The sequence below is a fragment of the Rhizorhabdus argentea genome (genome assembly GCF_037861105.1).
Lineage (GTDB): Bacteria > Pseudomonadota > Alphaproteobacteria > Sphingomonadales > Sphingomonadaceae > Rhizorhabdus > Rhizorhabdus argentea.
In genome coordinates this window covers 110,205-134,975 of the sequence record NZ_JBANFK010000011.1, presented here as the reverse complement: position 1 = coordinate 134,975, position 24,771 = coordinate 110,205, and the positions used below count along the sequence as shown (strand labels likewise).

22 protein-coding genes and 1 pseudogene are annotated in these 24,771 nt (G+C 63.7%); 9 read left to right on the top strand and 14 right to left on the bottom strand.

The features are described 5' to 3' along the window. Positions 1-376: 376 nt before the first annotated feature. Together AAC645_RS12275 and AAC645_RS12270 are read right to left on the bottom strand one after the other, a co-directional pair. On the bottom strand, positions 377-1,549 hold the full coding sequence (locus tag AAC645_RS12275) for a polysaccharide biosynthesis/export family protein (protein ID WP_340316384.1): 1,173 nt from the start codon (positions 1,547-1,549) through the stop codon (positions 377-379). A gap of 117 nt (positions 1,550-1,666) precedes the next feature. Then, positions 1,667-2,329, bottom strand: coding sequence for an ABC transporter ATP-binding protein (locus AAC645_RS12270; RefSeq protein WP_340316383.1), 663 nt, complete (start codon positions 2,327-2,329; stop codon positions 1,667-1,669). A gap of 108 nt (positions 2,330-2,437) precedes the next feature. Between AAC645_RS12270 and AAC645_RS12265 the strand changes: the two genes are divergently transcribed. After that, positions 2,438-3,607 (top strand): glycosyltransferase family 4 protein, encoded by a 1,170-nt coding sequence (locus tag AAC645_RS12265; protein ID WP_340316381.1) that lies wholly within the window; start codon positions 2,438-2,440, stop codon positions 3,605-3,607. A gap of 21 nt (positions 3,608-3,628) precedes the next feature. Continuing rightward, positions 3,629-4,945 carry a glycosyltransferase family 4 protein gene (locus AAC645_RS12260; RefSeq protein ID WP_340316380.1) on the top strand — a complete coding sequence of 439 codons (1,317 nt, stop codon included), beginning with the start codon at positions 3,629-3,631 and terminating at the stop codon, positions 4,943-4,945. A gap of 1 nt (position 4,946) precedes the next feature. Here AAC645_RS12260 and kdsA read toward each other — a convergent pair whose 3' ends face one another. The 5 genes and pseudogenes from kdsA to AAC645_RS12240 form a co-directional block, all read right to left on the bottom strand. Next, on the bottom strand, positions 4,947-5,798 hold the full coding sequence (kdsA, locus tag AAC645_RS12255) for a 3-deoxy-8-phosphooctulonate synthase (protein WP_340316378.1): 852 nt from the start codon (positions 5,796-5,798) through the stop codon (positions 4,947-4,949). Positions 5,799-5,841: 43 nt separating this feature from the next. After that, the gene (mdoH, locus tag AAC645_RS12250; protein ID WP_340316376.1) at positions 5,842-7,719 is read right to left on the bottom strand and encodes a glucans biosynthesis glucosyltransferase MdoH; all 1,878 of its coding nucleotides are present in this window, start codon (positions 7,717-7,719) and stop codon (positions 5,842-5,844) included. 125 nt (positions 7,720-7,844) lie between these two features. Next, positions 7,845-9,368 (bottom strand): OpgD/OpgG family glucan biosynthesis protein, encoded by a 1,524-nt coding sequence (locus AAC645_RS12245; RefSeq protein ID WP_340316375.1) that lies wholly within the window; start codon positions 9,366-9,368, stop codon positions 7,845-7,847. Between the two features lie 600 nt (positions 9,369-9,968). Then, positions 9,969-10,100 (bottom strand): annotated as a pseudogene (locus AAC645_RS20460) (HGGxSTG domain-containing protein); the annotation flags it as partial. A gap of 119 nt (positions 10,101-10,219) precedes the next feature. Beyond that, positions 10,220-10,510, bottom strand: a complete 291-nt coding sequence (locus AAC645_RS12240; RefSeq protein ID WP_340316374.1) for a hypothetical protein — start codon at positions 10,508-10,510, stop codon at positions 10,220-10,222. 129 nt (positions 10,511-10,639) lie between these two features. On the opposite strand from AAC645_RS12240, the gene AAC645_RS12235 reads away from it, so the two are divergent. Both AAC645_RS12235 and AAC645_RS12230 read left to right on the top strand, forming a co-directional pair. Continuing rightward, the gene (locus AAC645_RS12235; protein ID WP_340316373.1) at positions 10,640-11,608 is read left to right on the top strand and encodes a hypothetical protein; all 969 of its coding nucleotides are present in this window, start codon (positions 10,640-10,642) and stop codon (positions 11,606-11,608) included. Continuing rightward, positions 11,601-12,572, top strand: a complete 972-nt coding sequence (locus AAC645_RS12230) for a DUF6236 family protein (protein WP_340316372.1) — start codon at positions 11,601-11,603, stop codon at positions 12,570-12,572. The genes AAC645_RS12235 and AAC645_RS12230 overlap by 8 nt, the downstream gene beginning before the upstream one ends. Before the next feature lie 223 nt (positions 12,573-12,795). On the opposite strand, the gene AAC645_RS12225 is transcribed toward AAC645_RS12230, so the two are convergent. Beyond that, positions 12,796-13,512, bottom strand: a complete 717-nt coding sequence (locus AAC645_RS12225) for a phosphoribosyltransferase (protein ID WP_340316371.1) — start codon at positions 13,510-13,512, stop codon at positions 12,796-12,798. Between the two features lie 336 nt (positions 13,513-13,848). On the opposite strand from AAC645_RS12225, the gene AAC645_RS12220 reads away from it, so the two are divergent. The 4 genes from AAC645_RS12220 to rnk all read left to right on the top strand — a co-directional run bounded on the left by AAC645_RS12220 (position 13,849) and on the right by rnk (position 16,347). Continuing rightward, on the top strand, positions 13,849-14,820 hold the full coding sequence (locus AAC645_RS12220; RefSeq protein WP_340316369.1) for a hypothetical protein: 972 nt from the start codon (positions 13,849-13,851) through the stop codon (positions 14,818-14,820). Positions 14,821-15,335: 515 nt separating this feature from the next. Further along, a complete protein-coding gene (locus AAC645_RS12215) occupies positions 15,336-15,680 on the top strand; it encodes a hypothetical protein (RefSeq protein ID WP_340316366.1) in 345 nt (114 codons plus the stop codon). A 69-nt stretch (positions 15,681-15,749) separates the two neighbouring features. Continuing rightward, the gene (locus tag AAC645_RS12210) at positions 15,750-15,950 is read left to right on the top strand and encodes a hypothetical protein (RefSeq protein ID WP_340316364.1); all 201 of its coding nucleotides are present in this window, start codon (positions 15,750-15,752) and stop codon (positions 15,948-15,950) included. Continuing rightward, positions 15,940-16,347 (top strand): nucleoside diphosphate kinase regulator, encoded by a 408-nt coding sequence (gene rnk / locus AAC645_RS12205; RefSeq protein WP_340316362.1) that lies wholly within the window; start codon positions 15,940-15,942, stop codon positions 16,345-16,347. Before AAC645_RS12210 ends, rnk begins: the two co-directional genes overlap by 11 nt. Before the next feature lie 118 nt (positions 16,348-16,465). On the opposite strand, the gene AAC645_RS12200 is transcribed toward rnk, so the two are convergent. The 4 genes from AAC645_RS12200 to AAC645_RS12185 all read right to left on the bottom strand — a co-directional run bounded on the left by AAC645_RS12200 (position 16,466) and on the right by AAC645_RS12185 (position 19,388). Next, positions 16,466-17,263, bottom strand: a complete 798-nt coding sequence (locus AAC645_RS12200; RefSeq protein WP_340316361.1) for a DUF2182 domain-containing protein — start codon at positions 17,261-17,263, stop codon at positions 16,466-16,468. After that, positions 17,244-17,876: a DUF1326 domain-containing protein gene (locus tag AAC645_RS12195; RefSeq protein WP_340316359.1), complete on the bottom strand. Its 633-nt coding sequence runs from the start codon at positions 17,874-17,876 to the stop codon at positions 17,244-17,246. The genes AAC645_RS12200 and AAC645_RS12195 overlap by 20 nt, the downstream gene beginning before the upstream one ends. A 162-nt stretch (positions 17,877-18,038) precedes the next feature. Beyond that, on the bottom strand, positions 18,039-18,929 hold the full coding sequence (locus tag AAC645_RS12190) for a calcium-binding protein (protein WP_340316358.1): 891 nt from the start codon (positions 18,927-18,929) through the stop codon (positions 18,039-18,041). A gap of 162 nt (positions 18,930-19,091) precedes the next feature. Then, positions 19,092-19,388 (bottom strand): hypothetical protein, encoded by a 297-nt coding sequence (locus AAC645_RS12185; protein WP_340316356.1) that lies wholly within the window; start codon positions 19,386-19,388, stop codon positions 19,092-19,094. 487 nt (positions 19,389-19,875) lie between these two features. On the opposite strand from AAC645_RS12185, the gene AAC645_RS12180 reads away from it, so the two are divergent. Beyond that, positions 19,876-21,678 carry a methyl-accepting chemotaxis protein gene (locus AAC645_RS12180; protein ID WP_340316354.1) on the top strand — a complete coding sequence of 601 codons (1,803 nt, stop codon included), beginning with the start codon at positions 19,876-19,878 and terminating at the stop codon, positions 21,676-21,678. A gap of 214 nt (positions 21,679-21,892) precedes the next feature. On the opposite strand, the gene AAC645_RS12175 is transcribed toward AAC645_RS12180, so the two are convergent. Next, entirely contained in the window at positions 21,893-22,402 is a 510-nt protein-coding gene (locus AAC645_RS12175; protein ID WP_340316352.1) for a hypothetical protein, read from the bottom strand. A gap of 107 nt (positions 22,403-22,509) precedes the next feature. Next, a complete protein-coding gene (locus tag AAC645_RS12170) occupies positions 22,510-24,375 on the bottom strand; it encodes an ABC-F family ATP-binding cassette domain-containing protein (RefSeq protein WP_340316388.1) in 1,866 nt (621 codons plus the stop codon). Positions 24,376-24,771 lie beyond the last annotated feature (396 nt).

Here is a 24,771-nt window from a genome sequence, read left to right as displayed (position 1 = left end):
AGGAGCCGTTCCTGCACAATACACAAAGTGTGTTTGCATATTAAGACATGGAACGACTTAGCTTTAACCGATCCTCCGACGCCTTGAAGCCGCCAGAAACCGGAGCCGCCGCCCACATGTCCCTTCATCAATCCAACAATGAGAAAGATCCGGACGAGCCTTTACCACCCGGAACACTTGTCCCGAGGAGATCGCATTTACGATCCGATAAGAGCCCAGGAAGCGAACCGGAAAAACCAACTCGCCGCCGCCGGTGAGGGGCGCTTCTATGCAAAGCTCCCTATGTCGTCAAGCACTTTTGTAGGATCCCGAAATTCGGGCGTTTCCTGCGCCTATCCGTTTGTAAAATCGCGATTTCGGTCACCCGATTCGCGAATCAGTTGTTCCTGGTGAGCACCCTCGCCGTCAGCAGAGGCGCAAATAGCTGGTTGAGGATGCCGACGAATTTGCTGACCGGGTTGGACGCCGCGTTGGCGATGTAGATCAGGTCCTTGTCGTGCATCGGAAAGTTCTGCGCGATGATGTAGCTCTCCGGCTTCATCAGATTGAGCCGATAGATCACCGGCGGCTCACCAGCCGCGATCGCCGCGGCATCGTAACGGAACAGGAACACCGATTTCGGATCGGCCTGAACATCGTTGGGGCCGCCGACTCGCGCCAGCGCCTCCGCCAAGGTGAGGCTTGGCGACTCGAACGCTACCTGCGACACCTTCGGCGTGGCGCCGAACGCGCTGAAGCTTCGCGGCTCGCCGATGAGCTCGATTCGGTCGCCTGGCAGCAGGGCCAAGTCATCGCTGCCGCCGGGCCGGATGTCGCCGAGCCGCATCTCGGCGCTTTCGCCGCCGCGGGTCAATCGCACCACCGTGTCGGAACTGCTGACCTTCGAACCGCCCGCGGTCGCCACAGCATCGAGCAACCGCTCGCGCGCAGCGGTGAGCGGCATCCGCCCACTGCGCGTGACATCGCCAAGCAGATAGACGCTGTTGCCCGGGCTGTTGACCACGGTCACCATCGCCTGCGGGCTCTGCGATTTGCCGCGCAGACCCTGCTCGATCATCCGCTGGACATCATAGGGTGTCGATCCGGCGACCATAAGCCGTCCGACATAAGGGAGGCGGATGGTACCGTCCGCCGCGACCGTCACGATATTGACCGGCTGAGAGCGGACGCTCGCGTCGACGGTATCCGGCATGGTGGCGCTGCTGCCCAGTCCGCCCGAGCCGCTGCCGAACAGGGTCATGCCGACTTCGTAGATATTGATCTGCAAAGCGTCGCCCGGCGCGATTCGATCGACCCGGCCTTCGCGCGCCAGTGCCGCGATCTGCCCCGCGCCGCGCCCTGCCGGCGCTACGGTCAGCAGTTTCTGGAACGCCGCCCCATCGAGCTCGACAACCTCGAAGCGGAGCGCCGCCTGCGGATCCTGCGCGCTCCGGATCACCTGGCGTCCGGTCGGCCCGCTGGAGGGCAGCGATGCGCAACCCGACAAAAGGACCGCGAGCACCGACAAGGCGCCAGTCACTCGGAAGCGGGCGGAAGAACTGGAATACATGGAAGACCCTATATCGACAATCGAGGCAAATCTATGACTGGGCGCGACGACAAGCGCGTGGGACGCAGCCTCGTCAAGCCCTATTCACTGCCCTGGAGGAGAAAGATGCGTGCGCGATCACGCTGCGCGCATCTGCAGCCCATGATGGACTTCGCAGGCCTCGGCAACCGTATCGTAGAAGGTCAGGTTGCCGCCATATAGAACGGCGCCGCGCTCGCAATATTGCTGCAGCGTGTGCGGATCGTGCGACACCATGACGAGCGTCCCGGTTTCCCGCCGCTTGTACAGTTCCTCGTGCGATCGCTTGCGGAAGCGCTCGTCGCCGGCGCCAGTGACCTCGTCGACCAGATAGCAGTCGAAGTTGATCGCAAGCGAGATCCCGAAGGCGAGGCGACCCGTCATGCCCGATGAATAGGTCCGCACGGGCTGATGGAAATAGGCGCCAAGCTGCGCGAAATCCTCGACATAATCGAGGATCTCCTGCTCGGGCTGGCGATAGATGCGAGCGATGAAACGGACATTGTCGGAGCCGGTCATGCTCGGCTGGAAGCAGCTGGTGAAGCCGATCGGCCAGCTTGTCGTCATCCTGCGCTCGATCGTCCCCGCAGTCGGCTGCTCGACGCCCGAGATCAGCCGCATGAGTGTCGACTTGCCGGCGCCATTGGCGCCGCAGATGCCGATGCTCTCGCCACGCCTGATCGAGAAGCTCAGATTGCTGAACACCTGCTTCTGGAACTTGCGGATATGGTAGGTTTTCGAAACATTATCGAACCGGATCATCGAACGGCTTCTCCAAATCCTCGCCACGCCTGTCCACAAAATACTGGACGCTCCGGGTCCATGCTGCAATGCGGGCGAGCATAGACGATGCCTCGCCAAACGCAAAATATGCCTTTCGCCATCGATGCGCGCATGCTGGGCCGGAAGGGCACCGGTGTCGCCACCTATGCGCGCGCGCTACTGGCCGCGCTCGAACAGCCAGGCATCGCCCCACTCCGCATAGCCGACCCGAGCTGCGACAGGCCGATGGGCCCGGCGCAGCCGCTGGAGCGCTTGTACCGATGGTCCGAAGCGCTCGTGGACCGCCCGCGTCGGCTTCAGCGGTCGACGAGTGAACTCCACGCCCGCGATATCTTCCGTCTCGCCCAGGTTCATTTCGACCGGCACGGCACGATGCTTCGGCTGATTGCGCCTGGCGATAACGGCATCGTTCACTGGACCTATCCGCTACCGATCCGAATCGATGGCTGGATCAACATCTATACCCTCCACGACGCGATACCGATCACCCAGCCTGCGCTGAGCCAGATCGACCCGACGCGCCACCGCCGCCTGCTCGAGACGCTGGCGGGCTGCGCCGAGCATATCCTCACCGTATCCGAAGCCGCCAGGCGCGACATCATCGACTCGCTGGTCTGCGACCCCGGCGTGATCAGCGCTTGCCTGCCTGGCCTGTCGGTCGAGCCCGGAACCGCGCCGTTGCCGTCGGGCCTGCGTGAGGACGGCTACCTGCTGTTCGTCGGCAGCGTAGAACCGCGCAAGAATCTGCTCCGTCTGGCGGAAGCCTATGTCGCGAGCGGATCGAGCCTGCCGCTCGTCCTCGCCGGGCCGGACGGCTGGCGCGCTGACGAAATCGCGCCCCACCTGGCGGCAATGCCGGGCATCGTCCGGCTGCCCTATATCGACCGGCCGGTGCTGATGTCGCTGATCGCCGGCGCGCGCGCATTGCTGTTCCCGACGATCACCGAAGGTTTCGGTTTGCCGATTGTCGAGGCGATGCAGCTCGGCACCCCGGTGCTCACCTCGCGCGGAGGCGCGACCGAAGAGGTGGCGGGAGGCGCGGCCTTGCTCGCCGATCCGCTCTCGGTACCGGAGCTGAGCGCACAGATCGGCAGCCTCGCCGATCCCGCGCTGCTCGCCGCGCTGAAAACCAGGGGCCTGGCGCGCGGCGCGAACTTCACCGTCCGTGCCTTCGCCGATCGGCTGAACCAGGTCCACCAGCGCCTGCTGAGCCGGAACGGTGGCCAAATCGCGCGCGAGCCGTTACCGGCCTCGTAACAACGGATTAAGTGGATCAGGATGAGAAGGCTCACCATCGGAATCGACGGCTATAACCTGGCCATGCCACGCGGCACCGGCGTCGCGACCTACGGCATGACGCTGGCACGCGCGGTCGCTGCGCTCGGCCACGAAACTCTGGGTGTTTTCGGCATCGATGTAGGCCGACAGACCGCACTGCGGCAGGTCCTGTTCTTCGACCGGATCGGAAAGGATCGGCCGGGCGAGACCCGCAAGCAGCACAAGCGCCGCATGCGGCGCGAGACCGTCCAGTCGTGGCTGCCGATCGGCGGCCTCGATGTGCCGATGACCGCGGCCGTCGAGAAGCAGGTTTTCGCCGAGAGACTTCCGGCGTTCGACCGTGTCGTCAGCACGCCCAGCCTGTTCGAGATCGCCGAACGGCGGCTGCGCAATCGCGGCACTCTGCTGACGCTCAAGATCGACAATCCGCCCGACATCATGCACTGGACCTATCCGGTGCCGATCCGGATGGCGGGCTCGCGCAATGTCTATACGCTGCATGACCTCGTTCCGCTCAAGCTCCCCTACACCACGCTCGACAACAAGCGTGTCTATCATCGCCTGATCGACCTGTGCGTGCACCAGGGCGACCATATCTGCACCGTCTCGGAGTCGAGCCGGAATGACATCCTCAGCCTGTTTCCGGGTGCCTCGCCCGACAAGGTGACCAACACCTATCAGACCGCGCCCGTGCCGGCATCGCTGCTCGCGCGCGATCCGGCCGAGGATGCCCGCGTGATCGAGGGCATGTTCGCGCTCAAGCAGAGGGGCTATTTCCTGTTCTTTGGCGCGCTGGATCCCAAGAAGAACCTGCCGCGCATCGTCGAAGCCTATCTGACCACCCAGACCAGCACGCCGCTCGTGATCGTCGGCGCCAGGAATTGGGGAACCGAGCAGGAAAGCCGGATCTTCGGCGGAGAGCAGGTGTCGATGTACGGCAAGGCCGTCGCCAGTGGGGTGGTGAAGCTCGACTATCTGCCGCGCGAGATGCTGCTGCGCCTCGTCCGCGGGGCCAAGGCGGTTCTGTTTCCGTCGCTCTACGAGGGCTTCGGCCTTCCGGCGCTCGAAGCCATCAGCCTGGGCACGCCGGTGATCGCCTCGAACATCAGTTCGATGCCCGAAGTGGTCGGCGACGCCGGGCTGCTGATCGATCCCTATGATGCCGGGACCATCGCCCGGGCCATCCGCGCGCTGGATGGCGATGCGGCGCTGGCAGAAAGACTTTCGGCCGCCGCACCGGGCCAGGCGGCGAAGTTCAGCGATGCGATATATGAGGCGAAGCTGGCCGACATGTACGATCGCGTGATGCGCGCCTAGCTCAGGCCTGCTCGGGCCAGCGCCGGCGCGCCTCGATGCCGTGCGCGTCGAGCGATTGCAGTTCGGCCAGCAGCGGCTCGAGCCGATCGAGCGGCCAGGCGTTGGGACCGTCGGACAGCGCCTTGGCCGGATCGGGGTGCGTCTCCAGAAACAGGCCGGCGATGCCCACCGCGACGGCGCCGCGCGCCAGCACCGGCACATATTCGCGCTGCCCCCCAGACGAGCCGCCCTGCGCGCCCGGCAGCTGCACCGAGTGGGTCGCGTCGAATACGACCGGACAGCCGGTTTCGCGCATGATCGCGAGGCCGCGCAGGTCGGTGACGAGGTTGTTATAGCCGAACGAGGTGCCGCGCTCGGTGACCATGATCGCGGGTTCGACGCCGGCGGCCTCGGCCGCGCCGCGCGCCTTGGCGACGACATGCGCCATGTCGTGCGGCGCCATGAACTGCGCCTTCTTGATGTTCGCGACCTTGCCGGACGCGCCGACCGCCTCGATCAGATCGGTCTGGCGGGCGAGGAAGGCGGGCGTCTGCAGGATGTCGACCACCTCGGCAGCGGCACGGACCTGCTCGGCGTCATGGACGTCGGTGAGCAGCGCGAGGCCGGTCTCGGCGCGGACCTTCTCGAGGATGCGCAGGCCGCCCTCGATGCCGGGGCCGCGGAAGGAGGCGTTGGAGCTGCGGTTGGCCTTGTCGAACGAACTTTTGAAGATGATCTGCAGCCCGAGCCGGTCGGAGATCGCCCGCAGCCGTTCGGCGACATGGAGCACCAGCGCTTCGGACTCGATGACGCAGGGGCCGGCAATCACGAACAGCGGCTCGTCGAGCCCTACCTTGCGGCCCAGCAATTGCATCGTCGCCCCTTTTCCCCAGCTGCCGCGCTTCTAGAACCGGCGGCTAGCCCCGCGCAATCGCAAAGCGCGGCTCGAGATCGAGCACCAGGTCGACCGGTTCGGCGGGCCCCTCCTCGAAGCGCTGCTGGTCCGCGGGGGAGACGAAGAAGCCGCGGCGCACCAGCCAGTCGCCGAGATCGGCGCGGGCGGTCAGCCAGACGGTGAGCGGCGTCACCAGCAGGCCCACGGCGACCGGCAGCGACCAGATCGTGCCGTCGATGCCGACCGCGATCGCCGCCATCATGGTTGCGCCCAGCGCGACATGCCAGCGGTAGAAGCGCGCGACCTCGCCGAAATCGAGCCCCTCGGCCTCGCGCCGCTGCGGCAGCCAGCCGCTCTGGCGGCCGCGCAAGATGTCGGCGATCGCCAGCGTCTGGGTCAGCATCATCACCGGCGCCGCCACGATCGAGGTGACGATCTCCAGCGCCGCGCCCTTGGCGATGCTGCTCCAGCCGCCGAGCTGACGCCGCAGCCCCGGATCCTGGATCAGGGCCACCAGCGCCATCAGCTTGGGCCCGAACAGCATCAGCAGGGTGAGGCCGAGCAGCCAGCCCGACGATATCAGCACGAAGCCGTCGAAATTGGCGCGAAGCTGCTCGAAGATCGCCGCGCCGAGCAACAGCAGCCACAGCGGCGAGGTCAGGTAGGCCGACGCGCCCATCAGCAGCTGGAGCCGGCTGACCCAGTGGAAGCCGGCGCTGTTCAGCAACCGGAGATGCTGGAGATTACCCTGGCACCAGCGGCGGTCGCGCACCGAATGGTCGATCATGGTGGGCGGGAATTCCTCGAAGGACCCGTCCGACAGCGTGACCATGTGCACCGCCCAGCCGCGCCGGCGCAGCAGCGCCGCCTCGACCATGTCATGGCTCATGATGTGGCCGCCGAGCAGGCTGCCTTCGGCAAGCTCGGGCAGGCCGCAACTCTCGGCGAACGCCTTTACCCGGACGATGGCGTTGTGGCCCCAGAAGGTCGCCTCCGTGCCCGACCACCAGCGCAGCCCGGCCGACGCGATCGGCCCGTAGACCGACGAGGCGAACTGGTGCCAGCGCGCGAACATGGTCTGGCCGTTGATCAGCTGCGGCACGGTCTGGAGCAGGCCGATATTGGGCCGCGCCTCGATCGCGGTGGCGAGGCGCACCATCGCCGCGCCGCTCATCAGGCTATCGGCGTCGAGCACCAGCATATTGTCATAGGCGGCACCGAAGCGGCGCACCCATTCGGCGATGTTGCCGGGCTTGCGGGCGGTGTTGCGCTCGCGGCGGCGATAATAGACCTGGGCGCGGCTCTCCTCGCGCAGCCGTCGGAAGGCGAGATATTCGCGCGAATGGGCGCGCTCGTGGGAGTCGCTGAGGATGAAGAAGTCGAAGCAGTCGGCCGCGCCGACCCGGTCGACCGACTCTGTCATCGAGCGAAGCCGGCGGAAGACCGCCGCGACGTCCTCGTTGTAGATCGGCATCAGCACCGCGGTGCGGGTCTTCGGCAGCGCGACGATCTCGTCGGGGATGACCGGCGCGGGGCCACGGCCGAGCATCACGAACAGCCCGGCGAAGGCGTTGAGGAAGCCGAAGGCGATCCAGGCGAACAGGCCGAAGAACAGCAGGAAGAAGCCGGCGTCGATCCAGTCGATGCCGTCCGAGCGCAGCGGGGTGAACATCTCCTGCGCGGCGAGCAGCCCGAGCAGGAAGCTGACCACGATCAGGAACAGCCGGCGCTGGAACAGCGGGCCGAAATAGGCGAGCGGCTCCTGCGACACGCCGTCGGGCGCGCGCATCAGATCCTGCACGGGCATCGCAAGCGGCGCTTCGGCCGGCAGATCCCCTGCCGGCGGACCGCCGAAGGCGGGTGACGAGGCGCCCGCTATGTCATTGTCGAATCGATACAAGAATCGGGTCTCGCTCTGCTGTTGCCGATATGGCAAAATTTCCTCGGATCCGGCGCGGCTTTGCGTCAAGACGCCCCGGGCGTTGGCTCAAACGACGTTTTTTTCTCGCATTGCACAATGCACACTCAATAAAACTGATGAATCAGCGTCTCGCTCAACGCTGCACCGCCGCGCTCGAGGGTCGCGCGCAGGTTGGCGGGCTGGTCGCTGTTGCTGGTATCGACCACCAGCCGCCAGCGCCCCGCCTGCCCCACCACCGGATAGGCATCGACCGAGATCAGCTTGCCGCGATCGACCGACACCGACGCGGTGACGCCCGATCCGCGGCCCAGCCCCTTGAGCGCAGCCCCCTCGAAATCGGCGACCAGCCGCCGCGCGTTGGGCAGCGGATCGGTGCCGGGCCGGCCGGCGGTGCCGGTCCAGCGATCGACCACCCGGGCGAGCGGCGCCGGATCGGGCTCGCCGCCGATCCAGCGCAGCCGATAGTCGAAGGCGAAGCTGCTGCCGGCGCGCGCGGGCTTGGCCGGCGTCCAGAAGGCGACGACATTGTCGTCGGTCTCGCGCCGCGTCGGAATCTCGTAGAGCATCACCGCGCCCGGCCCCCAATCGCCCTTGGGCTCGACCCAGAGGCTCGGACGCTTCTCGTAGAAGACGCCGTCATCCTGATAATGATCGAAGCTACGATCGCGCTGGAGCAGGCCATAGGCGCTCGCGCCCCTGGGATCCGCGAAGCTGTTGATGGTCGCGCGCGGCGGGTTGCCCAGCGGACGCCAGAGCTTCTCGCCCCCGCTGTTGCGGATCAGCAGGCCGTCCGAATCGTGGATCTCGGGGCGCCAGTCGGTGCGCGCCTGGGGATTGCCTTCGTCATACCAGAACATGCTGGTGAGCGGGGCGATGCCGAGCCGCGCGACATCCCTGCGCAGCCACAGGGCCATCGAGATATCCTGGACGACGCCGTCGCGGCCGTTGCGGTTCACGAAGCGATAGGCGCCGACGACGCTCGGCCCTTCGAGCAGCGCATAGATGGTGAGGCCGCCATCGCCATTGGCCCCGGTGCGCTCGAGCCAGAAGTCGGTGAAGGCCGGGAATTCTTCCTGGCCGTCGATCCCGGTGTCGATGGCGAGGCCCCGCGCCGACAGTCCATATTGGTCGAACTGGCCCGCCGAGCGGAAATAGGAGGCGCCCTGGAAGGCGAGCCAGTCGCCCACCCCGCCCTTGTTCATCAGCCGGAAGCCGGAGACGCCCGGCAGGACATGCGGCGCCGGCCCGTCGCCGGGGCCGACCGCGAACATGTCGGCGCTATGCTCGATCGGCCGAGCGCGGCCGCCGTCGACGATCCAGGTCCGGACCGGCGTGGCGGCGAAGCGGCTGATCGGAAAGAAGCGCACCGAATAACCGTCGTCGGCGAACAGCGCATGATCCGGCCGGAAGCTGATCCGGTTGACTGCGTCATAATCCACCGCATGGGCGCGCGGATCGGACTGCGGCAGCGCCCCCGCCCGGCCCTTCGCCAGCGCAGCGGCATGGCCGCGCAGCCAGTCCCAGCTGAACGGCACCCCGGCCGCGGGCCGCCGCGGTGCCGCCAGCGCGGTGCCGCCGAACGCCATCAGCGCCCCGAACAATGCCAAGCTTTGCCGTCTGTCGATCATGCCCATCCGATGTCGAATCGTTTCGCCGCGATCATCCAGACTGCCGGCTTTCGGACAAGGCCCTATAGCGACGGAAGCTGAACGGGGGCTGTAAGCGGTTCTTGCCTGCGTCGCCTGCGCCGCCTCCTGCGCTTCCTTCGTCGTCGTTCCGGGGCCACTCGTCGCCGTTCCGGCGCCCTTTGTCGTCGTTTCCGCCTCTCTCTTCGTCATTCCCGGCCCACTCGTGGCCGTTCCCGGCGCACGCATCGTCGTTCCCGCGGAGGCGGGAATCCACCGGGAGGCGCAGGGCGAACCAATAGAGGCTCGACCAGGCGGAGACATGGATCCCCGCCTTCGCGAGGATGACGGCTGGGGGTGGCGAGGCGTCGCTTCCGGTTCTTCCGTCACCCCGCGCCGGCCGGCAGGCGCGCCCGGAATTCCCGTTGCATGGGGTTGTTCGCTCGTTTTTTTGTTTTTCGCTTTTCGAGCGCCCTCCATCGCCAGCATCAGCGACGCCGCCGCGGAGCTCGTCTCGCGAATATAGCGGGCGATTTCGGTGAACCGGGCGGAGCGCGCGCCGTGCTTGTGCGCGTTGCGATTGCCGCGCGGCGCGCCGCTGCCCTTGCCGCCATGCATCCGGCATCGCTGGCGCCCGACCACGGCCGGCGAGCGGCACGGCGCCCCGCTCCGCGTGCGCGCGCCGCAGCGCGGCGCCGTCGCCAGCGAGTCCGGCTGGGGGCATGGCTGTCGCATGGGGCTATCGGAGGCATGCTCTCCCCGCCCGCCTGCGGGAAGGGCCGGGGGTGGGCCTGCGGCGAAGCCAGAACAGCGCGCGGGCTTGCCCGCTCCATCTTCGGCCGGCTGGCCGATCGTCATGCGCCGTCGCTGGCGCGCGCCTGTCGCTGCGCCCGATCGGCCCTGGCCACCGAATCGAGCGAGGCCCGGCAATTCGACTGCGCCCGCAGCGCGAGCCGCATATAGCGCTCGGTCGGCCCCGGCCATTCCTCGAAATTCTCGGCGGCATAGCCCACCAGCTCGGCGAACATCGCATCGAGCGAGAGCGCCTGCGTCATCAGCATCTCGCTCATTCGTGCGATGGGATCGGCGGGGTTGCTGCCGGTGGCTTCGGCGTCACGCGCCTCGGGCCTGCGCATTTCGTTCATCGGGTGCCTTTCGATGGGGCGGCCGATCTAACACTGACAGCGGCAAAGATCAAGAACATATAGAGAACATTGTGCCAATCGAGGACTGTGCTAGGGTTGCGGCGGGGCAATGCGGGGGAACCACAAATTATGGACAACCAGCCACTTCGACTAAAAGTGCAAGCTACCCACATTTGCCCGATCTGCCTCGAGAAAGATGCCATCGGAGGGGTGGGGCAGGGCCTGACGTCTGCCTACTTTTGCGCGCGATGCGGCCCCTTCTCCATCACGACGTCAGCCGAAGCCATGCTGCGGAATGTCGGCCAACCGATGCCATATCTTTCAGGATGGTGCCGCGATCAGCAATTGGAGTCGCGAGAGGCCATTATCGATAGCCAAGTGGTAGGCCAGTGCAAATCATCGACCGTTCCGTCGCTGCGCGAGCGAGCGATGCGGCTTCTCCGCTGGATGGTGCTTTTGATCGATGAAGAGCCTTCAAGGGACGACCTAATCGTCCCAGACCCGTCATTATATATGGGTGCTTCCTATTCCACGAGCGACGAACAGGTAAATCGCCTGATTAGGGTGCTCGAATCCATCGGCTTTGCAGAGAGGCGGTCCGCTGGTGGGGGAGGCGCATATCGTTATACGGTTGTAACTGCCGAGGGTGCTTTGGCCGTTGACGAGATCCAGCGTGCTAACTCTCAATCAGCATCTGGTTTCGTGGCGATGTGGTTTTCAGATGATACGAGAGAGGCTTGGGAGAATGGCATTCGTCCGGCAATAAGAGAAGCCGGATATGATCCCGTCCGCGTAGATGACATCGAACATGTTGGCAAAATCGACGACGAGATTATTAACCAAATTCGTAAGGCCCGTTTTGTTGTTGCTGATTTTACCGGCCATCGCGGCGGGGTATATTTCGAGGCGGGCTACGCCCTAGGTCTAGACATTCCCGTGATCTGGACCTGCCACCAACGCGACCTGCTCCAGCTTCATTTCGATATTCGGCAGTATAACTGCCTCGTCTGGACTGATCCCGTCGAGTTGCACAAGCGCTTGGTGCAGCGCATCGAAAATGTGGCAGGCTGCGGGCCTAGGGCGCCGCGCCATGACTAAGGATTATTCGCTTCCCAAAGGGACCAAGTTCGACCTCAGTACGGGCCGCTTCGCTCAAGGCCCTTCGGGGGCTAACGTAGCTTTCCAGCCTCAGATGGTCGCCGTGCTAACCAGCGAGCCACTGAGCGCTAATCAGCGAGGACTGCTGGTATCGCCACCGATGAAGATCAATGTTCAGACTAACGAGCTTAACATCGCTTCTGGAGCATTAGACTCCGTCGAGCTAAGGTCGGCCTTACTTTTTTGGGACCGCCTCGACTGGCCCACGAACAATCTCGTGCATGTCGGCCACGCTGAGGAGATTGAATTCCTGATGGCACAGGGGGTGTTCAGCCGTACCAGCGTCGCTTTTCAAGGCTCGGGTGAGATGGGAAATCTCATGCTAAAATGCATCCAGCACGCATTTTCAGACCTTAATGAACGGGATGGTGGGCGTTGGGCGATGTCTCGCGGTGACAAATCGCTATCAGTAGTTGGCGACGAACTTGCTCCGGATAGCGGTCTGATGCTGCGCCTTTACAAGGCTATTCCCGTCCCCGACGCCGAAGTACCTTTCGAAGAGATATTACGATATCGCGATCGGCGGCGACCGGAATTACTGGCATTGAGGGCCGCCATCGACGATATCTATCAGACTATGCTGGCGGCGTCCGACCAACCCCTCAGCGAACTTTCTGCAATCGACCGGCTCAACGCTTCCATTGCCGATTTGCTGATGGCTTCCAAGGAAAACCGGTTCAAGCAGCTACTAACGGATACTACCATCTCGTTCGATTGGCGTGGCGCATTAGTGGGCGGGTGGGCAGCGCATGCGGCCGGCGTACAAATTCCCTTGGTCGCGAGCGCTGGCGTGGGTGCCGGCCTCGCCATTTCAACTACGCTGGGCAGCTTAAGGAAGAGAAAAACTGCCTCCCCGTATGAATATGTCACGGGCATTCACAGAGATCTGCCGTGGACGCAGTAAATCGCCAACGACGATTATGAGATTATGGAAAATCACACGTGATTTTTCACTGCATCTGATGGCCTCTCTGTCAGTGTCCTAAGTGATGCACCGCAGTGCCCCGCATGTGTCGCAATCGGACCCAACGCAGCCGATGGTGGTCTGGATGATCCGGCATATCAGCGCACCGATCTCAGGACGGCGGGAATCGGGAACCGGCACCGCGGCGATAAATCAGCCGCGTCTAATCGAGCGCTGGCTGGAGACCACGGCTACGTGCTTCGATTGCTGCTTGAGCCAGGAAATTCTCGATGGCGGCAACGGTTGGCTGACGACATAGGATTCCCGCTTCGACGTCCGTGAGACAGTCGATTCCGTAGCCGAACTGGTCAATCCAGAGCTGGTCGAGCGCTTCGCCATAACGCTCTTGTAGCATAAGAAGACTGGCCGCGCGTAGCGAAATACGCCGGGCGTGCCGGCTCTCGGTCAGTGTGGAGATGCCGAGCACGCGCGCCCCTCGCGCTTCGACGAAGCCGCGAAGGTTGGCGAGCGTCCCACCAAGCCCGACATGGTCGTCTATCAGCAGGTAATCGGCGCCTGACACGACAGCGCCATCGAACAGCGCGGGAGTCACAAAGCGCTGAAACGCGCGTGCCCTGGTGTGCCCGACCTTGTTGACCTGGACGATCTCGGCAGTAACCACCTCGCAATTGAGTTCGCGCCCCATTACCTGCGCCATCGCGTCGGGGATCGCATTGAAGCCCATCGTCTCGTCAGCAACAACCGGCAGCAACAACGGCTGCCGCCCGTCAAGCAATGCCGCGATCTGAGCCATGCCGCTGTCAGAAATAAGCTCGATTGCGAGCGCCAGCGCCTGATCCGCGTCGCCACTCTTGGCGCCCACATAAGCCGGGTGCGCGTCGCGTACCTGAACAGTGGTGTGCAAGATAACGTCAGGCAAAGGCGGGAGCCAGGGGCGCCGGACCGGAAAAGGTGGGTGAGCTGCCATCGCTTAGGCCCCGCATGACGATCTCGATCGGGTTACAATGGCAGATTGGAGCGACAGCGCACTTAATTTCGCCCACTACAGCTCATCAGTTTTGGAGTGCCCTGGCCAGGGCACCGCACCTCGAGTCCGCCGGTGTCCTAACTGCACACCAGGACCATGATGCTCCGGGCGAAGAGGGCTTCGCTGACGCGTTCACGCCGATATGGTTCATTCGGCTATTCCGCTGACTTGCCGACCTTCCTACAGTTGCTGATCTGGCGCGGGGGCGCATCTAAATAGGGGGAATCGATGAAGGAACCGGCTGATGCCGTCGCCAGCCGAGCCGGCATTCTCGACCGTGTCGAGAATGCCTATCTGAAACTGCTGCGTGCGCTGGTGCTGATTGTAGCGACGCTGCTGATCATCACGGCAATCGTGATGGGGGCATCGAGTGCGGTCAAGATCCTGAAATCGGCTGAGGATGTGGTCCAGAAGCCGGCTGTCGTGACGGCGGAAGAGGTAGCGGCACTGCCTGCTGTGACTGATGCGGAGTCGCAGAAGACGAACGCGGTGGAGGAGCTGGCCACCGAACGGCGGTTTTATAGCCACTTCATCCGACGCTATCATCAGCTGTTCCGGACGAAGTTCGAACCATATCGCCAAAGCGACGACAAGCAACTCGGTGAGGCCGAGTTCGGCGACACCTTCATCATGCCTGAAAATCGCCTGGGCGCCATCGCGTCGGGAGAGCTGTCATTCCGGACCGATCAGGCCGATCTCGAAGCGCTGATACAGGCGATGACTGAAGTGAGTACGCGCGCTGACGTGATCTCGAAGCTGAACGGCTATCGAGGAGCGCACAAGGTAAATACATGCGCAAACGTCAACCGAACGCGCACAACTTATCGCAACGGCTGGGATTCCTACAGCACGGTCTGCTCTGATTGGTATAAAGATCCCATCGGCTGCCCCGTCCGCCGGCCAGTGATCACCGATTATGTGGAGCGCGTATGCTCCATGCAATATCCGAAAGGAACTAGATCCCATGCTGAGCTTTTCCGCGCTTATCAAAGGCGCTTCCTGGACCTGCTGCAGCACCGGCGCGAAGAGAATGCAACGGCAGCTCAAGCCGAGCGTGACAAGATCCTGATGGGCAATGCCGAAGGAAAGGCATCGCTCAGCATAGCCGCCTACGTCGCAATCGGCTTCGTCGTGCTGATGTTTTTCTTTCTACTGATCGCCATTGAGCGACATCAACGCATCATTTCGAACCGGCGGTGAGCCAAGGCAGGCGCTCGGGATGAACTCCGGCCCGAGGCTGGAGGCAGGGATCCATGTCTCTCTCCATTTTCACCGTCAGCATGGGTGGAGGGAGACATGGGCCCCAGCCTGCGCTGGGGCGACGGGACGTAGCGAAGTTCGGATCGCTATGGCCGTCGAGGCTGCCGGTGAACTCGGTGCCGTAGAGAGATCCCAGCTTTCGCTGGGATGACGCGTGACAAGAATTGGCCGAACCTCTGCTTTCGGATGACAGGCGTGAACTGCGCCCAGCGTGCGCCGGGCGGCGCGTGGCTTGTTTCCTGACCGGGCTGGCTTATATCCCTACCATGGTGTTCCAAAGCGCCCTTCTTCGCTTTTCGGCTCATGGGGGTAGCCTCATGACGCGGCTGCCCGCCTCGGGGCCCCGCAGCCGCTAAACCTGCGCGCGGGCGCCCGAGGCAGTCTCCCAGTTCCATGATCAGATGCTCCGATCGGCACGCCGATCGGGGTGCAAGCTGCTGCCGAGGAGAAGACCCGTGCACACTGAAATGCTTTGGCGAGACGACATAGCCGTCCTCGTCGACCGCCGCGCGACCATCGAAGCGGTGATGGCGCAATATCTGGCCGGCACCCATCAGGGCTGCGCCACCGACGAAGAGAAATCCGCGGCGCATCGGCTGTTCGAGGCCTTGCTGGGCGGCCTGAAGGACGGGGCCGGCGCGCGCCGGTTCGACGACCTGGCGGTTCGCCGCCATGCGAGCCGCTTCGGCGACGGGCTGGCGCCGATTCTCAGGGATGTGCTGGGAGCGGACGTGTCCGACAGGTTCATCATGCGGTGCGTCGATCGCTATTGGGCGGCGTTGCAAGCCGCCGCCGCCTGAACCTTCGCCGTTTACGCGCGGTTCGGCCTGGATTGGGGCCGGGCCGCGCACGCCAGGATGGAGATTTCCATGTCATCGCCTTTTGTCGTCGAGAAGGACGGCCGTACCGTCGGCATCGGCCTGCGCTGCCGAGGCGGCTTCCGCTTCTTCGCATCGGAGCCTCTGCTGCGGCAACTGGACGGGCGCGTCTTCCCGCGCGTCCGTGCGCTGATGCGGGCCGTCCACAACAAGGGAAAGCCGCAGGTGGAAAGCAGCAGCCATGAGGGATGACCGCGCGGTGGTTCGCCCGGCGATCCACATGATCGATCGCGAAGCCGATGCCCTGGCCGATCTCGCGATCAGCGTGGGGGAGCGTCTTCCCCAGGTGAGCGCGCTGCTGATGGAGGAGATTTCGCGGGCGGAGATTTATAGCGCGGGGGATCTGCCCGCGGGCGTCGTCAGCATGAACGCGTTCGTCGAATTCGTGGACGGATCGAGCGGCGCGACGCGGACGGTGCAGCTTGTCTTCCCTGCCGATGCGGACATCTCGAACGGGCGGGTTTCGATCCTGACGCCGGTAGGGGCGGGGCTGATCGGCCTGCGGCAGGGCCAGTCGATCCTGTGGCCGGATCGCGAGGGCAAGGAACGCGTGCTGACCATCGTCAGGGTCGATAGAATTCCGGGATAGAATTCCGTGGACACTATACCAATTTTTTGTCGCCTTTCGGCTTAGGGCCACATGGTCATGACAGACGCTAATTAGTATAGTGTCCCCGAATTAAAGGCGCCGAATTAAGGCGTTGCCGCTAGGTCAGGGTTCTTGCCAGGCCCCAGGCGATGAGCAGCAGGCCGGCGCCTCGTGAAATCAGCACGCTGCCCGGCAGAAGCTTCTCGGCTGCGACAAGGGCGGTCAGCGCGGCGATCCACGCGAAGTTCATGACGCCCCCGACAAACAGCAGTGCCATCAGAAGCCAGCAACATCCTATACAGTAGCCGCCGTGCAGCAGGCCAAGCCTCAGGGCGCCGCCGACTCCCGGTCGCCAGTGTCGCGACAGAAAGGCGGCAGGCGATCGGCAGTTGGCAAGGCAGGCGTTCTTGACGGGCAGGAGCTGATATAGCCCGGCCGCGATCAAGGTCGCTCCGGCCAGAGGTGCGTAGCTGGACCGCATCGTCGCTGCGTTGAGCAGTCCTGCCCGGGTCGCCCAGATCTGCACTAGCGCCGCGAGTGCGGACATGCCGAGCCAGGCGAGCAGATAGCCTGACAGGAACACAGCCGAGGCGGCGATTATGGGCTGCCTGCCTCGATCGCGCCGGACGCGGCCATAGAGCAGGATCGCGGGAGCGGCGGAGGGCAGCATCATCGCCGCCATCATCACCCACCACATGGCAATAGTGAGCAGAAGAGACGGCGGAGGGGATGGCGGCATGCCAGCCATGCCGCCCTGGCCCATCGGCATTCCGGTGTCCATCGGCATTCCGGCGCCGGTCATGGTCCAGAGCCAGGCCAGTCCCGCGAGCAGGGCAATCGCGCCGAGGATGATCGTCCGTTCCTTCCGGACCATCCGCTCGGTCAGCGCGGGCCGATCAGCTACGGACGACGCCATGGCTGTTGAGATGGATATGGGCAAACTGGCCGTAGCTGTCGCGAAGTTCCAAGGACATCGGGCCGGTCACCCTGCTCGAAGCGCTGCCGATGTCCGCGACCTCATATTCGAACCCGTGCGGCAGGACGATCTGGGCGCGGGTCTCGGCCCCGCTGACCTTGTTGCGGATCGGCTCGCCTGTCATCTCGACATAGCCTTCGATCATCATGCGACCCCGTCGGTCGTCGATGTCGAGGTCAAGGCCGATCTCGGTAAACACCGGCGGATGCATCGTTTCGATCGTCGAACTATAGACGGCGAACATCGTCGCGAACGGATCGGTATCCTGGCCCGTCATTATCCTGAGCAAGGCGTCACGCTGCTTGTCGTCGGCGCGGTTTTCCAGGAAGGCGATAGCCTCGCCGTGACCCTCGTGGATCGGCCCAGGCCATTTGAAGACCGCCGCGATGCGAAGCCCGTCTAGGCGCGTCTCGCGATAGTGCCCCTCATCGATCTGGATGCCGGCCACTGCGTAACAGTGGCCCTTGTCGGGAAGACCATCGAACTGACAGTTGCAGCCATAGTCGCACGAGCAATTGACAAGCTCCCGGCCCTTGAACTCCCAAATTGCCATCGATGCCTCCCAAAGGTTGGACTCGATCCATGTAGCACAGAAGCGCGCGCTGCCGAAGGATGACGGTGCGGGAAAGGCGGGCCATGGCGCGCCGAAGCACATGATCATGACGGACGATAATTAGTATAGTGTCCCCGAATTGAAGCGGCGGGGCGCTCGCCTTCAGATGAAGTCTCCGGGCACGACGGCGCTCACGTTCACCCCGGCCAGCAGCACGGCGGAATCGGCCATCGCTCCGCCGCTGCTCGAATAGAACAGGTAGGTGTCCGCTCCTACCGCCAGCGCGACCACCTCCTGGTCGCCCGCATGTCCGTCCATCAGCGACTGGGCAAAGCTGCTTGCTGCAGCAAGATCGGCCTGGGATGCACCCGTCAACAGAGCCGCGGGCGCGAAGCCAAGCGCGAGGCGATCGGCCGCCGGATCGAAATCCGCGATCCTGTCGGGTGTGGCGATTGGTGAAGCCTGGCCGGAGAAGAGGAAGACATCGATGCCATCGCCGCCACTAAGGCTGTCTTGCCCGAGGTCGCCGGACAGCATGTCGTTGCCCGCACCGCCGCTGAGCGAGTCATTGCCCTGGCCGCCCCGCAGCGAGTCATTGCCGTCGCCGCCATCGACTATGTCATTCCCCCGGTTGCCGTTCATCGTGTCGTTGCCGGCATCGCCAGTCATTGCATCGTCGTCGGCGCCGCCGTTCATCCGATCGGATCCCATGCCGCCGTCGAGCATGTCGTTGCCGGCATTGCCCTGAAGATAGTCGCTCCCGTCACCACCATTCAGGCTGTCGGCGCCATCGGTTCCGCCAGCAGGCGATTGACCGAACAGGTGGTCATTTCCATCGCCACCGTTCACGCTGTCGTTGCCGCCGCCGCCCAGAAGAACATCGTGGCCATTGCCGCCATCGAGGAGATCGTCACCGGCTCCACCGGTCAGCGTATCATCTCCCGGCGTGCCATATGTTTGATAGCCATTATATCCATAGCCGTAGGACGACGCGCCAGAAAGCATGCCAGTGGACGAACCGCTGTAAGAAGACGGGTTGTAGTAGGGAGCCATGAGACCCTCCTCGGCTTGTTAGGCCATTTCGGCCCGCGCAACCCCGCGTGCCGGTATGTGCCCGAGACACGTGTTCCGGTTCACCGTTCTTCGAAAAAAATTCGGGCATCATGCGGTGCGTCGATCGCTATTGGGCGGCATTGCAAGCCGCAGCCGCCTTGATCATTCGCGATAGGCATCGGTCTGGTCGTCGAGATCGGGGACGGTCTCGTCTCCCTTGCGGATCTGCGCGCCGCCATAGGCGAAATCGAGGTTGTTGCCGCTGGGATCGCCCTGGAACGGAAGCGACAGACCCAGCAGAGGTTCGTCATAGCCGAAGGGGAATATCGGCTTCGTCTCGGCAGAGACGAACTTGTTGCTGATCAGGTCGGCGAAGGTGAACCCGTTGGTGAACCGGCCCATATAATAGCCCTGGGCGGCTGTCGGCGCCTTCGAGCAGGGCCGTGAACGGAAGATCATCGGCGAACTCCGCCAGCTTCAAGGCATTCCCCGCGTCGACGAGACTGTCGCCGAACACGAACACCCCGCTATAGAGGCCATCGACGCTCTCCCGCATGAGCCCTCCCGTGCATAAGCGAGGCCTGCAATGGCCGGGAGGTGTCGAGCGCCTAGCTAGCGTCATCCACGGACAGCGGCGCTAACGCATGTTTCAGGGGGCAAGGTGGCATACAATGTCATGGGTCCATCCTCCTCCTTGAAGCGGCTTCACGCCGACTTCGTACCAACCAGGAGGATGGGCCTACTTCAATGACGAGATGTCCCCGGAACATGATGAGATGTCCTCGAAACTTCTGATCCGGGCTGCAATATCCGGATGCTTAATCTTTGTGAAAGGAAGTTTGTATACGGATTCGTGCGAATATAACTTTGTTCATTATAGTGAACTTTACGTGACGTTGCATAACAGTCCACGACAAAAATATATAAATACGGGATAGAGGTTGTCATGAATATATCTGTGAAAAAATTGATAAATATCAGCAATTTTTTACTGATTATTCTTTCCGGATTGGCAATGTCCGTATCAGCTGTTGCGCTTCATACCGTGAGAAGCAATTTATTGAGTGTCACAGACAATACCGTTCCCAGCCTTATCGAACTGCAATCGGTGCGAACCCAGATGGAGGGTGCTCAGGCAATTCTGGGGCGTCATATTCTTGCGCCGACTCCGGAACGCACGATGATAACCGATCGGGAGCTTGAAAAGCTTCTGAAGGAAACGGGATCGCGCCTCGATAATTATCAAAAATTGCTATCCGACGATCATGAGCGGGCGCTGTATCGATCTGTAACCGACCATTGGGCGGGCTGGACCGGCACCCTGGCTCCGATCCGGAGGGAGTCGATCGCGATCCACACCGCAGCCGCAACCGATCTGTTCAATGCCGCGCAGGCGGATGAGGCCAAGCAACTCTCCGCGGCGCTTGACGCCGAAATCGGCTACAATGTCGAACTTGCCAATATGGAAAAAGCCCGCGCCAAGGATGCGATCAGCCGTACGAACCTCATTCTCGTCGGGGTGGCGGGCGCGATCCTTGCCGCCGCGATCCTGTCGGTGCTCATGCTGACGAGGCGTGTCGTCCAGCCGATCGGTGTGGTCACCGCATTGATGCAGCGGCTGGCCGCGGCGGATTATGCCGTCACGGTTCCCTATAGCGAGCGCAACGACGAGATCGGCAGCATGGCCCGTTCGGTGGAAACCTTCCGCGAAAACGGCGTTCAACGCATCACCCTTGAAAAGGAAGCCCGGCTGGCGGCGGACGAGCAGAAGAAGGTCGTCGATGCGCTGGTGGTGGGGCTGAAACGGGTCGCCGATGCCGATCTGACGCGTCTGATCGACGATCCCTTCCCGCCGAAATATGAATCGTTGCGGGACGACTTCAACCGGACGGTCACCAGTCTGCGGACGATGATGGCGTCGGTGGTCGAAACGTCGGAAGGCGTGCGCGTCGGTTCCGCCGAAATTGGCACCGCCTCTTCCGATCTGGCCAGGCGCACCGAGCATCAGGCCGCCTCGGTCGAGGAAACCTCCGCCGCGATGTCCCAGATTACGCTCGCCGTGGGGCATACCGCCTCCATCGTGCGGGACGTCAACACGACTTTGTCGGAGGTCAATCGTGCCGCGGCCGAGGGCGAGCAGGTCGTCCGCACGGCTGTTGCGGCGATGGCGGCGATCAGCAAGGGATCCTATGATATCGGTCAGATCGTCGACATGATCGACAGCATTGCGTTTCAGACCAATTTGCTGGCACTCAATGCCGGCGTCGAAGCCGCCCGGGCCGGTGAGAGCGGCAAGGGCTTTGCGGTGGTCGCCAACGAGGTTCGCGCCCTTGCCCAGCGCGCGGCGGACTCCGCACGCGATATCAAGCTGCTGATCTCGACCAGTTCCGCCGAAGTGCAGCGCGGCGTCAGCCTGGTCAATGAAACTGGCGTGACCCTGGGCGGAATTGCCGAAAAGATCGCGGCCATGGTGCAATCGATGCAGGTCGTCACGCAATCGGCCGAGGAACAGGCCGCAAGCGCAGAGCAGATCAACACGGCCGTCAGCGACATGGATGCGCTAATCCAGCAGAATGCGGCGATGGTCGAGCAAGCCACGGCGGCTTCGCGCAGTCTTGCCGTGGAAGGCGGCAGGCTGGCCGAACTCGTTGGACGATTCCGGATCGACCCGAATGGCATGCCGTCGGTTTCGCAGGCCTTCGCGGAACCATCGTCCGGGCGGCACGATCGAGTCGCGCAGGCAGCGTGAAGCCCGGCGGTGCGCGACGGCCGGGAGGTGTCGGTCACGCCGTAGCGTCATCCGCGGACAGCGGCGCTAACGCATGTTTCAGGGTGCGGGGGATGGCGGGGACGGTACGACCTCAGAAGGTCACTCGATAATCCCGGGCATCCGGCCCGAGCCCACAGCTTCGGCCATTGCGGCAACGTTGCTGGCGCTGCGGATTTCGGAGAGGGTCGAGACATTAGCCCGGCCGTGCGAAGTCATCCTCGTCATCTTCGCCGACCGATTCGATCTCCATTCGGCATAGACGTTCCCGGAGGTCCTCCAGTGCGATCGGCTCGACTTCTTCCAGGACAGGGTCGATCTTCAAACGGGAATTGCGGGCGTGGATGATGGCGAAGGGAAACATGACGAGAATGACGACAGCCGTGAACATCAGGAACATCAGGTAGACAGGAACGAACATCAGGACGAAAAAACGTGGCACCGGCACACGCCAGCGAAATGGCACACGCCAGCGAAACGGTGGGCGGCTGGGCTTCGGAGCCGGCGAATGGAGGTCGACCGACCTGATGATCCAGCGGTGCGCCGCGGCATCGACCAGCTCGACGTCGATCAGGTCGCCATCCTCATAATAGCAGGGCAGGCATTCCAGCAGGTGGGCGCGTTCCGAGAACACATAAGGGCCGTCACCGAGAAAGCCTATGATCGGGAATGTGAGCTCCGCTTCCGAGGCCCTGATCAGCGTCATGTCACCCACCCCACCGTGGAACATAGCGCGAACATGACTGAAGCCGGACGCCGGTGCAAGCTTTGCCTTCACTCAGGATGAGCAGGTTGATCTAACGGTGGTGTTCTCTAAGCCGCGCCCTCCAGCGCCTCGTTCGCCTGAAGCCACCCGGCCTCGACCCGCTCCAGTTCCTTCTCGACGTCCCCGCGCAGACGCATCAGGTCGCCGGCGGTGCGCTTAATATCCTGTGGCGCCGCCGTCTTCGGGTCGAACAGCGCGCTGTCGATCTCCGAACGCCGCGCGGCGAGCTTCGCGATCCGGCCCTCGAGATCCTTGACCTCGGCGCGCAGTGCCTGGATGCGCTCGCGTTCGGCGGCGGCGGCTTTCTTGTCCTTCTTGGAGCCCTTCGCTCCGCCCTCGCCCTTCGGCTGGTTCTTGCCGAGGATCAGATCGGTATAGTCGTCGAGGCTGCCGGTGAACTCGGTGGCGAGGCCGCCGTCGACCAGCACCAGCCGGTCGGCGGTCAGCTCGATCATGTGGCGATCGTGGCTGACCACCACCACCGCGCCCTCATAGGCGTTGAGCGCCTGGACCAGCGCCTCGCGCGCGTCGACGTCCAAGTGGTTGGTCGGCTCGTCGAGGATCAGCATGTGCGGGGCGTCGCGGGTGATCAGCGCGAGTGCCAAGCGCGCGCGTTCGCCGCCCGAGAGCTTGCCGACCTTGGTGACCGCCTTTTCGCCCTGGAATCCGAAGCGGCCGAGCTGGGCGCGGACGGCACCGGGGGTCATGCCCTTCATCAGCCGGGTCATATGCTCGAGCGGGGTGTCGTCGCCGTCGAGCTCCTCGACCTGGTACTGGGTGAAATAGCCGACGCGCATCTTGCCCGACGCGGTCATGCCGCCGTCCATCGGCTTGAGCTGTGCGGCGAGCAGGCGGGCGAGCGTGGTCTTGCCGTTGCCGTTGCGGCCGAGCAGCGCGATGCGGTCGTCCGGATCGAGCCGCAGGTTGAGCCGCTGGAGGATCGGCTTGCCCTCGGTATAGCCGACGCTGGCCATGTCGAGCGTGACCAGCGGCGGGCGCAGCTCCTCGGGGCTGGGGAAATCGAACGACAGGCTGGGATCGTCGGCGAGGGCGGCGATCGGCTGCATCTTGGCCAGCATCTTGGCGCGCGACTGGGCCTGCTTGGCGGTGGAGGCGCGGGCCGAATTGCGGGCGATATAGTCCTGCAGCTTGGCGCGCTGGGCATCCTGCGACGCCTTGGCGGCGGCGAGCTGCGCGGCGCGCTCGGCACGCTGCCGCTCGAAGCTGTCATAGCCGCCGGTGTAGAGCAGGGTCTTGCCGCCCTCGAGGTGGAGGATATGGTCGACGACATTATTGAGCAGATCGCGCTCATGGCTGATCACGACCATCATCGCCGGGTAGGACTTCAGGAAGTTCTCCAGCCACAGGGTCGCTTCGAGATCGAGGTGGTTCGAGGGCTCGTCGAGCAGCAGCAGGTCCGGCTCGGAGAACAGCAACGAAGCGAGCGCGACGCGCATCTTCCAGCCGCCCGAATAGCTGTCGAGCGGGCGGCCCTGCATCTCCTCGTCGAAGCCGAGGCCGACGAGGATGGTCGAGGCGCGCGCCGGGGCGGTATAGGCGTCGATCGCCATCAGCCGCTCATAGACCTCGCCGAGGCGGTCGGGATCCTCGCAGGTCTCGCTTTCGTGGAGCAGCGCGGCGCGCTCGGTATCGGCGGCGAGCACGGTGTCGATCGGGGTCGAGGTGCCGCTCGGCGCTTCCTGCGCGATATAGCCGATGCGCAGGCCGCGCGGCTTGTCGAGATCGCCGTCGTCGGCTTCGAGGCTGCCGATCATCACCTTCATCAAGGTCGACTTGCCGGCGCCATTGCGGCCGATCAGGCCGACGCGCGCCCGCGGCGGCAGCGCAGCCGAGGCGCGATCCAGGATCGTGCGCCCGCCGAGACGGACGGTGAGATTCGAGAAATTGAGCATCGCGCGCCGATAGCAGGGGTTATCGTGCATATCCATGGCTGATGCTGGGGGACGCGCGCCTCTCGCATCATGCCAGCGGAGGGTGGCATCTCAGGCCGTGAGGAGACGAGGGCGAGGCAGGAGTCGACTGAGATCCCAGCTTTCGCTGGGATGACGTGTGGGGGGCTGGGATGACGTGTGGGGGCTGGAAGACGTGTGGGGGCTGGAAGACCCTTTCCGTCATTCCAGCGAAAGCTGGAATCTCGTTAGATGAGGAGACAAGGCCGAGGCAGGAGCCGCCTGAGATCCCAGCTTTCGCTGGGATGACGTAACGGGGGAAGCGGTGCCGGGGAGGATCTTGGGGCGCTTCTCACATCCGCGCTTGATGCCGTCACGCCGCTGAACCAATAGTCGGCC